This is a genomic window from Variovorax frigidus (genome assembly GCF_051216515.1).
Lineage (GTDB): Bacteria > Pseudomonadota > Gammaproteobacteria > Burkholderiales > Burkholderiaceae_C > Variovorax.
Map to the genome: position 1 here is coordinate 25,253 of NZ_JBPJZF010000007.1, position 15,055 is coordinate 40,307.

Here is a 15,055-nt window from a genome sequence, read left to right on the forward strand (position 1 = left end):
GCAACGGAGGCGCGGCGACTGTCGTTTGTCACGAAAACTTCATCAAAAAAGAAAGGCGGCCCCTGGTGGCGGCCGCCTTCCTCACATGGCTGGGGAGATCGCGGGATCAGAGCCCCAGCGTGCGGCGCTCCGCCGGCGTCAGCTGGTTGCGCGCGCCCTCGTCGACGCGGCCGGCCTGGCCCAGCACCTGCACCGCGCTGTCCGGCCGGTAACCGACCGGCGCGGCTGCGGGTGCGCCGGAAGAGCGCTCCCCGCCGCCGTCCACCGGCTCATTGCCGAAGCCCAGCACCCGCACGGTGAACACCGAGGGCAGGCTCTGGCGCGCCGCCACGCGTTCGCGCTGCAGCACCTCCTGCGCCGCGCCCGCGGCCTGCGAGGCGGCAGCGCTCGCGTTGCTCAGCGCGCCCACGTTCACCGCCGCCACGGTCGGGATGCCGATGGCTTCGCCCTTCACGGCGATGTTGGCCGCGTTCACCACCTGCAAGGCCGCGAGGTTCACGTTGCCCGACACCCGAATGCCCGCCTCGCCGGCATCGATGGTGCCCAGCGGTGCGATCAGGTCGATGTCGCCGGCCGGCACTTCCGGGATCGGCGCCAGCGTCGCGATGCCCGCGCCCGTGCTCGGCACGTCCGACGACAGCGTCACGTTGCCCCACTGGTCGTACACGCGCTTGGGTGGCGTGTAGACCACGGTGGTCTTGGAGCCCCGACCCGCGTTGATGTCGCCCTCGGCCGACCAGCCCAGGATGCCGCCGCCGAAGGTGGTCATGATCCGGCTCTGGCCCAGCAGGATGCTGCCCAGCGAATAGATGTGGATGTCGCCTGCGCCCTGCGTGATGACGCCCGGCGTGACGTTGCCCTTGGCCACGGGCGCCTCGCCCTCGGTGCCGAAGGTCTGCGCGCCGCCCGGCGTGAACAGCTGGATGTTGCCGCCGAACAGGGTGTTGACTCCGGCCGGCCCGTACATCGTGATGTTGCCGGCGTAGCTGCGCGCCTGCCCGTCCGCATCCGCGCTCGGGAACAGCGCGGCGATGGCGTTGCGCCCGCGCAGGTAGCTGCCGTAGCGCACGCCGTCCACGTCGTTGTACTCGCGCCCGCCCGCGCGCAGTTCGGCGTAGTACACGTGGCGCGCATAGATGCTTTGCTGCTCGGGCGCGAGCGCCTGGAAGAAGGCCTGCGCGTCCGCGTCGCTGCCGGTGTAGCCCTGCGTCTGCCTGAGCCACGGCACCAGGTTCTGCGCATCGCCGTAGACCTTCACCGCGCTGCCCGGCCGATCGGCCAGCGCCGTGCCGGCCGGCAACAGGTTGGCCGCGTCCAGGTAGCGCTTGAGGAAGCCCTGGTAGTCGGGGCCGGCGCTGCCCGCGCCCGCCACCATCACGATGTCGGCGCCGGGACGCGTGTCGTTGGGCGCCACCGCGCCGATGCTGGCGACGCTGGCGCGGTCTTCCATGCGGATGTTGCGGCCGGCGTTGATCTCCAGCGTGCCGGGACCGGCCACGTTGAAGCTGCTGTAGACGATGTCGCGGCCGGCCGAGACCACCGACACGTCGGTCGGTGCGTCGTGCACGAACAGGTTGCCGCTGGAAGCGGCATTGAGCTCCGTCGCGCTCAGGGTCGGCTCGCCGGGCCGGGTGCCGCTGGCGACGATGTCGCGCCCGGCCATGACGCGCACCGGGCCCGCGCCTACGTACCAAGTCCCCTCCCCCTTGTCCAGGCTCAGTTGTTCGCCGTTGCGCAGGCCGACGATGTCGCCCGACAGCGCGTAGAAACGCGCCGGCGTGCCGCTGCTGTTGCCGCTCGCCGTGTCGGCGCCGAAGGCAAACAGCGGAAAACGCCCGTCGATGCCCTTGATACGGGCATCGCCCTGGTTGCTGACCCGTTCCACATAGCCGTTTTCATGGCCCACGAAGCCCGGGTTCAGCGGCGTGGCCAGCGCGCTGGCCGGTGCGCTGGAGGCGCTGATGGCGTAGCCGCCGCCGTACATCGAATCGCCGGCCAGAAAGCTCAGTTCGCCGCTCGCCGATGGGGCCAGCACGATGCCGAACCGGACCTGGCTTCTGGAGCCCCCTTCATCGGACAACGCCGAGGCGCCGTAGTAGATGCTGCCCTGCGCCGCCGTCACGCGCAGGATGGACGGGTAGACGTAGCGGCCATCGGTTGGCGAAGCGTCCCGGCCCGCCAGGATGGCGTCGGAGCTGGCGTTTTGCGTCTCTGCGGACTGGGTGCCAGGCGTGAGGTTGCCGCCGGCCGAGAACAGGTTGATCGCGGTGTGCGGCGTCCACAGCGAGAACCAGCTGCGCCCGCCGCCCAGGTAGGCCGTGCCGTTGTCCAGCGTGAAGGCCTGGGTGTTGAACTGCGGCGCGCGGCCCGCGTCGACCGCGGCGCCGAGCACCAGGTCGCCGCGCATGTTGAGCGTCATGGCGCTGTCGCCCGGAACGAGCGTCAGCCCGCCGGTGGCGACACCCTTGGTGGCCTGATAGACATCGAAGGCGCGGGTTTCGGTGGCGTCGTTCTGGTTGGGGTTACGGCTGAACAGCAGATCGATGCCGCCCAGTGCACCCGCCTGCACCTGGGTGGCGCCGCGCAGGTTGACGATGGTGCCCTGCAGTTCGTGCACGGGTGCGGAAACGCGTCCCCGGTCGTCGAGCATGTTGCGTGCGGCCAGCGTCGGGTTGATGCCGCCGCCCACGCGCAGCGACAGGTCGCCACCGCCGGTCAATTGCAGGCTGCCGTCGGCGCCGACCCGGCCGGTGCTGCCGACGGCGAACACCAGCGACTGGCTGCGCGGATGGAGCCGCGCGCCCGAGGTGGTGGAGGTGTCGCCGCGATGCTCGATGGCGCCGGCGTCCTGCCCCACGCGCACATCCACGTTGCCGCCGCCGAGCGTCCCGAAGCCGGTGAAGCCGACCAGCGCCGTGCTGGCGCGCGGAAGGATGACGGTCGCCAGGGTGCCGAAGTTGATCCACCAGGCTGTCGGCAGGCTGTTGCCCGCCGACAGTGCATCGCCCGTGCCCTGGCGCCAGAGCCAGTTGCCCACGGCGCTGCTGGGCGCCTGCGTCATGTCGTTCTTGGCAACGTTGCTGTTGTACGTCGCCACCAGGTCGCCCATCAGCCGGCCGCCGGCCGACAGGGTGAGGTTGCCGCCCTGGTCGGGGTACCAGGCCTTGTAGAGGCTGTCGGCGCCGCTGACCAGCGCCTCGTAGCCGCCGACCTTGTCGCTCAGTACCTTGCCGTCCGCGTCCTGGCCGCGCGGCTGCTCGTAGGCACTGTCCGCTGCCGTCGCCGTGCCGGCCGTGTACACGCCATACAGCGAATCGGTGCGCACGTCGCCGGCCGCGGCCAGCGCCAGGTCGCCGGTGCCGGTGCGCACCACGCTGGTACGCGTCGCGCCGCGCTCGTAGGCCAAGGCACCACCGGAGGGCGCCGCGCAGAACTCGGGCATGTCTTCGCACATCGTGGCCCAGCCCGCGGCCGGTCCGTTCTCGAAGTCGATCGGCTCCCCGGCCACGGCGCCCATGTTCTCGGCGCCGGTTTCGCTCCAGACCAGCCCGCCCGCAGGGACGGCATTCATGCCGTAGTGCGTGTCCGCCAGGCGCAGGGTGCCATGCGCCGCGTGCGGATCGGTCAGCCGGCGGTCGGCCGCGCCGAGGTCGGCACCGGCCACGAGTTGCAGCGACCACGACTGGCTGCCCTCGGGCAGCATCTGCGCCAGCGCCCAATTGCGGCCCTGGTTGCCGTCGGCGTCGGCCGGACGCAGCGCGATGCTCTCGGCGCCGCCCAGCTTTACGTCGGTCATCGATGGAATCAGCGACCCGGACTTGAGCGACAGGCTGCCCGCCAGCTGGACCGTCGGGACCGCCTGCTGGTTCAGCTTCGGGCCCGACGGCAGGGGCACGCCGGCCGGCCAGGTCATGGCGCCGAGCGCCGTGTTGCCGGCCAGGCGCGTGCCGGCGCCGAGCTTCATACCGGCCTGCAACACCAGGTCCTGCGCGAGGATGGTGCCGGCCGCATGCAGGCGGCTGCCGTCCGCGTCGAGGATGTCGCCCGACAGCACCGTGCCGGCCGCCAGGCGGAGGTCGCCAGCGAGCGTGGCAACGGCAGGCAGCACCGTGCCGCCCACCATCGTCATGGCCTGCATCGGCAGGTCGTAGTTCAGCACCTTGCCGCGCTCGAAGGCGGTGCCCTCTTGCAGCACCACGTTGGCACCCGGGACCACCACGTCGCCACCGAAGGGCTGCACGCCCTCCACCAGCAGCCAGCCGGTGTCGTCCTGCGTGACGGGCGGCGGTGCGAAGCCGTCGTTGATGCTGCCGTAGACGCTCAGGTCGCCGGCTGCGCGCAGCGTGAGGCGGCCCACCTCACCGGAGCCGTAGACGCCCGTCTGCGGGTTGCGCGAATTTTTCAGGCTGGCATAGCGGTAGCCCGACAGGTCGAGGTCGCCCTGCACCACGAGGTCCTTGTCGGTGACGATCTCCACGCCCGGACGCAGGTGCAGCGCGTCGGCGTAGGCCGCGTTGTTCAGGCCGGCGAGCTTGCCGTCGAGCAGCGCCCCGTTGGCGAGCGCGGCGTCGATGAACTTGACGCTCTGCAGGTCCTTCTTGTCCAGATAGGCCTGCGTGATTTCGCGGTACGGACGCCCACTGACGGCGTCCAGGCCGTCCTTGATCACGGCGTCTGCGTCGGTGTCGTCGTAACGCCAGACCGCGTTGACCGCGATGGAGCGTGCACCTTCGATGCTCAGGCTGCCGCTGGCGTCGATCCGGATGTCGCCGCTGATCTCGCCGGTGCGCCCGGCCGTGAGTTCGAGCGTGCCGCGCCGGCGGCCATCGTGCTGGCCCGCCTTGTTGCCGGCCACGGCGCCCGTGCCGTGGCGCAGGTCGATGCGCGCGCCGCCGGCCAGGGTCAGCGTGCCTTCGCCGCCGTCGAGTTCGACGATGGCACGGTTGGGGCTGTCGATGATCTTGCCGTAGCTGTCCACGCGCAGCACGCTGCCGTGGGCATCGAGCAGCGCGTTGCCGCCGAGGGTCAGGCCGTTCTTGCCCGCTAGGCGGATCGATCCCACTCGCTCGCCGCTGGCGTCGACGGTGCCGGCCACCGTGAGGCTGCCGTTGTCGACGGAGACGTTGACCTCGCCGGCCTTGAGCCCGTCGCCGATGGTGAGGTCGCCCTGCTTCAGCTGAAAGCTCCGCTCGCCGAACACGCCGCCGTCGTTGAGGCGCTGGTTGAGCGCAGCGAATTCGCCGTCCAGAGCGCCACCGAGGTTCTGCGCGCGGATGTCGATCCCGCCCGCGCGATAGGGCACCAGCGTGCCGCCCGCGTCGTAGCGCCCGCTGCTGCCGCCCAGGATGCGCCCCTGCAGCGACACCGTGCCGGCCGCCGCGTCGAGCGCGATGGCTTCGAGCGTGCCGGCCTGGTTGTGCTGTGCTGACACATCGACGACCGAGCCGGCGGCCTGGTTCACGTTGCCGTGCAGGCTGGCCAGCTTGACGTCGCCGCCCCAGCTGTAGCGCGTCACGTCGTTGAAGGCCACGGCCCGGCCGGCGAGGTCCAGATGCGAGGCCCCGCCCAGCGTCAGGTCGCGCTCGGCCGACAGGCTCAGCTTGCCGCTGGGCAGCAGCACCGCGGTGTCCACCACCAGGTCGCGCGCGGCCAGGCTCAGTTCCGCACCCAGCGCGTCGGCGCTGCGAGCCGCCAGCGCCTGCGGCGAGGCCGGGGCGCCGGTGGTTGCGCGCAGCATGCCGCCGGCCGAGATGCGCATGACCGAGTTGGCCGTGCCGGTCAGCAGCGGGGTGTGCAGGTTCAGGTCGCCGCCGCTGTAGTCGTAGCCCTTTCCGGTCACATAGGCGCCCTGTCGGTGGTGCACCGCCAGGCTGCCCGTGTGGTTGGCGCTGAAGCGGTCGGACGCGTTGAGGTTGACCGTGCCGAAGCCCAGCACCAGCCGGTCGTGCGCGTCCAGCGGCTTGACCTGCGCGCGTGCGACGTAGCCCAGCGTGATGCGCTCGGCCTCGACGTTGAGCACGCCGTCGCCGTCGCCCGCGCCACCGGTCACCATGGGGGCGGCTGCCGTGGGCGAGCCGTTCCAGACCAGGCTGGCCGTGCGCAGCGTGACCGTGTTGCCGGCCGTGCCGGCGCCGTACAGCGCGGGCGTGGTCAGGACGAGGTCCTGCAGGCGCGACACGCCGTTGGCGTCGTAGGTGTCGAGCGTCACATCGCCGTAAAAGCGCATGCCCTCGCTGGCCGCCAGGCTCAGCGTTTCCAGCGCCGGCGCACCCAGCGCGGTGTCGCCGCGCAGCAGGCTGTCGAGCAGTTCCTGGTTGAGCGTCAGGCCCGCGGGCAGCTTGCCTTCGGCTGCCATCGCGCCCAGCGTCTGCGCGCTGCCGGCATTGATGCCGCCCACGGCCAGCGACAGGTGGCGCGTGCCGTAGCGCACCGCGTCCGTCAGCTCGAAGGCGCTGTAGGTCGCCACGGCGATGCTGCCTTCGGAGTAGAGCCGGGTCACACCGCCGCACACCACGTCGCACACGCCGATGCGGATGCTCGAAGGCATGCCCGACGAGGCGGCGGTGTAGGGGTCGTTGGCCAACATGTCCAGCCGCCCGTTCGACACCGCGAGCACGCCGGCGTCCACCGGCGCGAAGACATAGCCGTTCGCGGAATCCTGCGTGGCCGCACCCTGGCCCAGCGTGATGATGCTGGCGCCCTGCTCGACCGTGATGCCGCCGTTTGTGGCGACCAGGAACACCGACGGGGCGACCAGGCTGGCGCCGCCGCGCAGGTTCACGTTCGTTGCGGCTGCGTTGAAGGTCAGGATGTTGCCGCCCTGCCCGTACACCGCCGATGCCCCGCCGCCGATGCTCAGGCCGCCGGCACCGATGGCGTTCAGGTCGGCGTCGCGCACGGTGGCGCCGACGTAGCCGGGTGTGCGCGACTGGCCGTCCGCGACGATTTCGATGCCGCTCAGGCTGAGCACACGCGTGATGCCGCGCGCACCGCCGGCCGCGCCGTCGCTGCGCAGCAGGCCGTCGAAACTGAACGGCTGCTCGATGCGGTCGTGGTCGGCCTCCGGGCCGTTGAGGTCCACCAGCAAGCGCTTGCCGTCGCGCGACTGCAGCACGGCAGGCACGCCCAGGCGCGCCGCGTCGGCCTGCGCGAAGGCGCTCACCCCCATCTCGTTGTACTGCGAATAGGTGCGCAGCACGTCGGCCGGCGTCAGGATGACCTGGCTGGCCAGCGTGTCGCGCACGCCCGTGCCGGCGGTCGACAGGTGCGCGCCGACGCTGAAAGAGCCGTTGCGCATGGCGAGCGCCCGGGCCGATGCATCGCCGACGGCGCCGCCGCCGATCTCGACGCGGAAGGCGCCGGGCAGCAGCGCATAGGACGAAGGCATGAGCGTGTAGGTGCCCGCCGGCAGGCCGGCGACGCCGTTGCGCACGGTGATCTGTCGGCCGACGGCCGGGTCGCTCGCACCCTCGCCGACCGGTGCCTGGGCCGCCTGCACGCCGGGCACGATCGCGTACACCGGGTTGGTGGCGAGACTCGGCAGCGTGAAGCCGCCTTCGGCCGCGACCTGCGTCAGCGGATGAAAGCGCGCATCGGTCGAGCCGCCGCGGCCGGACACGAAGCCCGCGCCCTTCAGATCGCCGCCGCCCGTGAGGTCGACCACGGCGCCCTCGCGCACCTGCACCGATTCGGCCTTGAGCGTGACGAGGCCCAGCCCGGCCTGGTTGGTGAAGAGCTTGTCGATCGCTTGGCCGCCATGTCTGAAGACCACGCCGTCGACGGTGCCACCGTAGGGCATGACCAGGCCGGCGGCGCTGACGGAGGTGAGGCTGCCGGGCAGCAGTTCGACCTGGCCGCCTGAGTTGCTGTTCGGGCCCAGCGTGATCGTGCCCAGCGGTGCGCGCAGCACGCCGCCCTGGTGGACCACGTCGGACTCCAGCGTCAGCGAACCGAAGGCCGAATACGGCACGGCCGGGTCGACCGCGCTGGTGCGTGCCACGTCGATCTGCCCGCCGATCAGCACGGTTCGCGCGCCGGTCGTCGGGTAGATCTGCGAGGCCAGCAGGTCCAGTTGATTCGCCGTGGTGAGCGAAGTGATGCCGTCGCCGGCGGGAAGGGTCGGCGCCAGCAGGCGGATATCGCCCGTGCTGTCGAGTGCGACCGTCGCGAAGCCGCGGCGGTCGACGTTGTAGACGTCCTCGCTCTCGGTGGCGGGATACCCGGCACCGAACCTCACGCCATCGCGCACGTCGATCAGGTTGGCCTCGGCTGTGAAGACGGCCTGCGTCTCGCGCGCCGAGGGCGAGGTCCACGGTGCGCGGTCGGTCACGTAACGGTCGGTGCTCTGACGCATGGGCGCGGCGAGCCGCACATAGGGCGCGGCGATGGTGATCTGCGAAGCCGGGTCCGCACCGTTGGCCAGCCCGATGACGCCCGCATACAGCGACAGGCTGCGGCCCGCCGTCAGCGTCACGCTTTCGCCGAAGCTCAGCGTGGGGGCGAGCAGGCTCACGGCATCGAAGCCGCCGGCGTGGATGGCGTCCGCCGAGATGCGCGCGTTGCCATACGCAAGGTCGCCGCCGGCCAGCGCGGCCAGCGTGCCGGGTGCGCCTTCGGCCAGACGCTCGCGCGTGACGATCATTTCGCGCTGGGCCCGCACGCGTTCCGGCACGGTGAGCCGGGACGCGTAGAGCGCGCGGTCCAGACCGATGTCCAGCGTGCCGCCGGCAGCGCCCGCGCCGCCCGCGCGGGCGACCAGATCGCCTTCGAGGTACAGGCCGCTGACCGACGCAATGCCGATGTGTCCGCCGTCGCCCGCGACATCCACGGCAGACCCGCCGCGCACATCCAGCACCGCTTGAGCGCCCGAGGCTTCGAGACGCGCGCCGCGCTCGATCAGCACGAACTGGTCGGCGCCGCTGGTGATGCTGCTGGCGGCATCGATCTCGCCGCCGACCACGATGCGACCGCCATCGCCCACGAGGCCATAGCGAAGGCCGTTCACGTCCAGCGCGGTCACGGCCCGCGCCGAAGCGTCCAGCAGCGCATGCCGGCCCAGCCGGATGGAGCGGTTGTGTCCGGGCCCGCTCGCGTTCTCGGCGGCGATGTCTTCGGTCAGAAGCTGCCGCAGCGTGATGTCGCCACCCCATGCGTTCAGCCGGCCGTCGACGGTCAGCTGGCCGATGCTGGCCAGCGTGATCGACTGGCCCGGGTCGACCGACAGCACCGCGCCTTCGCCGACCTGCAGCAGCGCGTCCTGCACGTTGACTTCGGACGACACCCGCGCCCCGACGTTCAAGGTCAGGCTGGCGCCGCGCCGCTGGTGCATCACGCCGCTGTCTTGCGACGGCTGATAGAGCGCCGGCGCCACGCGGGCCAGCGCCTCCGACGGGTGGGCCGTGCCCGGCACCTGCCGCCCGCCCTCGCGCAGTTCCAGCACCGGCATCGTGACGTCGACCACGGCACCGTCCGCCACCGTGAGTTGTCGGTTGGCGGTCAGGTCATAGGAAGCAAACCCTTTGTCGAAGAACCCGGCATCCAGCAACAGCGTTCCGGCATGGGCGTCGGTCGCGAGCGCGCCGCCGACCTGCAGGTCGCCGGCCTGGAGGGTCAGCGTGCCGCCGCCCGACACGCCCGCGCCGCGCAGCGCGCCGTCGAGCGTCAATGCGCCGGCGGACGGCAAAGCGCGGTCCCGCGCGAACGACGATGCGCGCAAGCTCAAGTCGCCGCCCTTGCCGCCGCGCAGCTTGCCTTTGGCCGACAGGGCCGCGCCGGAGGACACGTCGATCACGCTGCCGGCGCCCAGGGTCACGTCGCCGGCGCTGCGCAGGCTGATGCGGCCGCCGTCGAGGTACGGCAGGTCCAGCGTGCGCGAAGGGTCGAGCAGCAGGTTGCTCCACAGGCCGCTGGCGTCGAGCACGACGCCCTGGCCCAGGGTGACCCGGCCTGAAGGCGCCGCTGCATTGACGTGCGTGTCGGCCTTGCCGCTCGGGCCCATCTGGTCGAGCACATCGCCCAGCGAGATGCTGCCGCCGCGGGCCGTAAGGCCGGCGTTGACCGCCACCTCGTTGCCGTACAGCGTGATCTCGCCGCCCGCCGCCACGCGCAGATCGGCATCCACCACGATGCGGTCCTTGGCTGCGATGCGGATCGCGCCCAGTGCAAAACCATTGAGCTGCGCGGTGTCGAGCACCAGCGTGCGCTGCCGGGCTTCGGGCAGCGCCGTCGTCAGATCCAGGCCGTCCGCGATGCGCGTCTGCATGTCGCTCAGCGTCACCTGGTCCAGCGTGGCCGCAAGGCTGTCCTCCAGCGCACCGGTGCGCTTGTCGTAGTAGGAGAAGTATTGCCCCACGACGAGTTGGCCGCGCCGTGCCGCAGTGTCGTGCGACTGGTGATAGCCGTCCAGATCGGCTTGCGCCGCCTGGATCTGGCGGGGGCCCTGGAAGGCCTCGCTGACGATGGCGCCCTCGAGCACTGCGGCGCTCGTGGCGATCACCAGCTGGCCCGCATCGCGCCCGACCGTGTAGCCACTCTCCAGTCGCTTCTGCGGACCGATCAGCGGGTTGTAGAAGTACTCGGTGGCGCCCTTGCCCCAGCGCACATGCTCGTCCTCGAAGCCCTTGTAGACGCCCGTGTAGCGCTGGTCGCCCGGGGCCTTGTTCACTTCGTACAGCCGGCCGTCCGACCCCTTGAGCCAGGTCTGACGGATGAAGCCGGTCTGCACATTGAGGGTGCCGCCGGACAGATTGATGTTCGAGCCCGCCTGCGTGACCACGTCGTTGCCGCCGAAGCGCAACGTGCCGCCCTGCGCCATCCATTCGCCCACGGTGTGACCCTGCGTGCCCAGGTAGCCGCCGACTTCGAGCAATCCGCCGGCCGTGTACCAGCGGTCGCTCTTGTAGCCGTTGGTGCCCTTGGCCACGAAGACCAGGCTGCGCCGGTCGATCCACACGTCGTTGCTGTTGAGCAGCTTGCTGTCGCGGTTGCCCGGCGCATCGCGCTGCTCGTTGCCCTGGATGTTCACCTGGAGGTTGTTGGTCTCCATCGACAGGTTGACGCCCACCGCGCCCGACACGTCGAGCTGCGCGCCGTTGCGCACCAGGCTGCGGCCCGCGGCCTCGACCACGATCTGGCCGCCGGTCGCAAGCGTGAGCGAGTCGCCCTGGAAGTCGACACTGCCACCGCTCGTGACCTCGATGCGCGACTGGTCGCGGGAATCGGTGACCACCACGGTGTCCTGCCCGTCGATCGACACCGGTATGCGCAGGCCGTCGCGTTGGCTGTCGAGCGCGGTGCTGCCGGCGTCGGACTCGAGCACCACGGCGCTCACCGCCCCCGGCGCAAGCACGACCCGGCCCGTGTCGCCGATGGCGTTCAGGTGCACCGTGCCGCGCGTGTTGACGGTGGTGGTGGCGAGTGCGACACCGTTTTGCCGGACGTCGCGCCCGACCATCGTCACGTCGCCTTCACGGGCCACGATCAGGCCGGTGTTGGTGACCTTGCCGGAGAGGCTGTCAGCGCTGAACTGCGGGGTGATCTCGTTGCCGCGCGTGGTCGATGCCTGGTTGCCATCGGTGCCCACGCCCTTCCTGATGGCGAAGCTGTCGCCGGCCGCGAGTGCGGTCTGGCCCTTGGGCGTAGCGATGTCCCCCGCGTTGTGCACCTCGCTGCCCAGCAGCAGGACGTAGCCACCGCCTTCGGTGGAGGTCTTCGGGGCCAGCGTGGCGATCCGCGCACCGGCCTGGATTTCCACCTTGCCCTGGGCGTTGGTGAAGCTGGGCTGGGCGGCGTTGGCGCTATAGATGCCGCTGGTCTTGAACTGGCCGTCGTCGATCTCGGCGGCGGCGGCCACGAGGTTGCGCGTGTTGACCTGGCTGGTGCCATTGAAGACGATGCCGTTGCGGTTGACCACCAGCACCGTGCCATCGCCCTTGATCCGGCCCTGGATCTGGCTGGGGCGTGCGTTCGAGTCGTTGACACGGTTGAGGACGGCCCAGTCGGCCTGCTGCCTGAAATCGACCGTCGTGTTCTTGCCGACGTTGAAGGTCTCCCAGTTCAGGATGGCCTTGTCCGCGGTCTGCTGGATGGCGATGTTCGTGCGGCCGTCGACCTGGGAAGGCTCCGGGGCGTTGGCGTTGTGCCAGCCCGCGGTCAGCGCGTTGGTGTCGATCTTCAGGCCGCCCTCGGTCAGGCCGTCGGGGACGGACGCGCCGTTCGCGGCGGCGAGGCGGGCGGCAGCCTGGGCCGCCTGTTGCGCCGCGATGCCGCGCGCGGCCAGGTTCAGGTTGCCGATGGAGCGTTGCAGTTGCGCCTGCGCCTGCTGCTGTTGCGCCATCGGGTTCGTCAGCGTCGAGGCCAACTGCCCGTTAGGCAGACGGCCCGTCGCCGCAGCCGTGCTCTGCGCGAGGTTCTTCTGCGCCATCCAGGCGGGGCCGAGCGCGCGCTGCGCGTGGGCGCCGCCGGCGAGCAACAGCACGACGACGGCCGCGGTCACCGGCTTCAGGCGCGGCGAGCGCATCGACCGGCCGTGCGCGACGCGATCGGGATGAGGAATGTGAACGGTGCGTGCGGGGTTCTGGCGTGGCGACATGAGGGGGCTCGTGAGAACGTCGGTTGAATTCGGGCTGTCCGGCGATCGCATGCGATCGCGTGATGGACGAGCTTCCCTAGACGTTGCAGCGCGAAAGACCCGCCAGGGAATTCCGGACTTTTTTTCCTAGCCGAGCATCACCAGCCCCGCGGGCAGCCGTGTGACGCGCGCGCCGAACAGCACCTCGATCTGTCCGATCGCCTCGTCCAGCGCATCGATGCGGAAATGCCCGCTCAACCGATGGCGGGCCAGCGCGTCGCTGGCGAGCACCACGCGGCCCGCGCGGTAGCGGTTGATCTCGTCCACCGCCTCCGACAGCGGCGTGTTGTCGAAGGCCACCACGCCACGGCGCCAGGCCGCAGCCTGTGCCACGTCGAAGGTCGCCACGCGCGACGCGACGCCGGCACCCACCCCCACGCGCTCCCCCGCGCGCAGCGCGAAGCGTCCCGCGTCGGACAGCACCACAGCCGAGCCTTCGGTGCAGGTCACGACGCAGCGGTCGGCCTGGCGCCGCAGTTCGACGCTGCCCACGCCGGCCAGCACCTGCGTGCCGTCGATGTCCACCGTCAGCGGCGCGGCATCCGGGCCGCGCCGCACCGCGATCTCGCCGGCGATCAACCGCAGGCGCCGACCCTCCTGGGCCGTGCCGACCGGCCGCAGCGACAGGCTGGTGCGGGTGTTGAGCGTCAGGTCGATCGCATCGGACAGCGCCACCCGGCTCTGCTCACCGATCCCGGTGCGGTAGTCGGCCGCGATCTCGTCCCACGAAGGCCACAGACCCAGCGGTGGCCGCACTGCCGCCACCACCGACGCCGCGCCCGCCGCCGACAGGCCCGCGCCCAGCAGCCAGCGGCGCCGCGGATCGACGCCGGCCAGTACCGCGCCGCCGGCGCCGCGCCGCCGGCTCTGGGGGAACAGCTCGCCGTGCGTGCGCGCGACCGCGCCGATGTCTCGCCATTCCTGACGCGCCCGCGCGAAGGCCTCGCGGTGCGCCACGCTGCGCGCGCACCAGTCCGACAGCAGGCGCGCATCGCGGCCGCGCGCCTGGCCCGATTGCAGCCGACGCACCCAGGCGCGCGCCTCCTCGTCGAGGGAGGACGCCGGTTCGCCGGAGGAATTGGAAGCCATGTTCAGGTTCATCGATGGGATCGGGAGCGCGCCGCCTTCACGCCTCAAAGTCCGGGGGCACTCCACCTGGACGAATGGCGCAGCCTCCGACCGCCAACAATTTTCTATTTCCGGTGGATCTGCATCTGCTCGGCGCAGAAGGTGTGGGCCAGGTGGATCTCGCGTTCGACGCGCCGCAGCGAGATGCCGTAGCGCTGCGCCAGCTCCTTCTGCGGCGTGCCTTCGACGCGCGAGGCGAACAGCAGTTGGCGGCGCAGCGGCGGCAAGCGGTCCATCGCGTGCGCCACGGCCTCGAGTTCGATGCGCGCCGCGGCCGCATCGGCGGGATTGGCCGCCTTGTCGGGCAGCAGCAGCGCGTCCACTTCCTCCATCGACAGCAGTTGCCGGTCGGCGCGGATGCGGTCGATCGCCAGGTTGACGGCGGTGCGCAGCAGGAAGCTCTGCGGGCTCTTGACCGGCGCGCCCAGCGCGCGGGTCGAGAGCTTGACGTAGGTGTCGTGCAGCACATCCTCGGCCATCTCGATCGAGCCCAGGCGGTGCACCAGCTTGCGCTTGAGCATGTCGTAGCGGTCGACGAAGAAGCGCAGCAGTTCGGAGGGCATCTCGCTCATGGGGCCACCGGCGCCGGTGCGCAGTCGCCGGTCTGCGAAGGCGGCCGCGGCAGCACCAGCAGCGAGACCGGCTGCGTCCCCTGCGCCGGTGCCGCGTCGCGCAGCGCGAGGCCGGTCAGCCGGGACGCGATGCGTGCGTCGCGCGCCGCATCGCCCGTGGGATGGAGGCGCAGGCGCGCGATGCGGCCGTCGGTGCCGGTCCAGACGTTCATCGCCAGCCGGTAGGTGCCAGGCACGGTCAGCGGATCCGCGCACAGCGCCGACAGGATGCGCGCCTGCAGCCGGCCGCGGTAGTGCAGCAGGGCCGGGTCCGGCGCGGCCTGCGCAGCATCGCCCGGCGCTGCGGCGGGCGCAGACAGCGGCGCGGACGCCTCGACCGGCTCGCGCGCCAGCAGGAAGCCCGTCGCGGAGGTGGGCGTCGCCACCACGCCCGTGCCTTCGAGCAGCCGCTGCAGCGCGACGGCCGGCGTCATCTCGCCCTGCACCGCCGCGGCACTCAGGCCGCTGGCGGTGCTGGCGTCATAGAGCAGCGACGCGCCGGTGAGCCGATGGAAGACCGTGAGCGCCTCCGCCAGCGGCTGCGCGGCGATGTCGAAGCGCAGCATGCCGGCCGGCGACGCGGGCGCGGCCACCGGCATCGTCGATGCGCCCCGCGCCATGCCGCACACGCTCGCCATCGCGATCACGACGGCCAGCACGCGTCGCATGACGGCTGGCATGAGGAGGC

4 protein-coding genes are annotated in these 15,055 nt (G+C 71.4%); all 4 read right to left on the reverse strand.

The features are described from left to right. Nucleotides 1-106 precede the first annotated feature (106 nt). Nucleotides 107-12,589 carry a filamentous haemagglutinin family protein gene (locus tag ACSFBC_RS20860; RefSeq protein WP_435512275.1) on the reverse strand — a complete coding sequence of 4,161 codons (12,483 nt, stop codon included), beginning with the start codon at nt 12,587-12,589 and terminating at the stop codon, nt 107-109. 126 nt (nt 12,590-12,715) lie between these two features. Further along, a complete protein-coding gene (locus tag ACSFBC_RS20865) occupies nt 12,716-13,717 on the reverse strand; it encodes a FecR family protein (protein ID WP_435512276.1) in 1,002 nt (333 codons plus the stop codon). Nucleotides 13,718-13,821: 104 nt separating this feature from the next. Beyond that, nucleotides 13,822-14,328: an RNA polymerase sigma factor gene (locus ACSFBC_RS20870; protein WP_435512277.1), complete on the reverse strand. Its 507-nt coding sequence runs from the start codon at nt 14,326-14,328 to the stop codon at nt 13,822-13,824. After that, nucleotides 14,325-15,047: an STN domain-containing protein gene (locus tag ACSFBC_RS20875; RefSeq protein ID WP_435512278.1), complete on the reverse strand. Its 723-nt coding sequence runs from the start codon at nt 15,045-15,047 to the stop codon at nt 14,325-14,327. The genes ACSFBC_RS20870 and ACSFBC_RS20875 overlap by 4 nt, the downstream gene beginning before the upstream one ends. Nucleotides 15,048-15,055 lie beyond the last annotated feature (8 nt).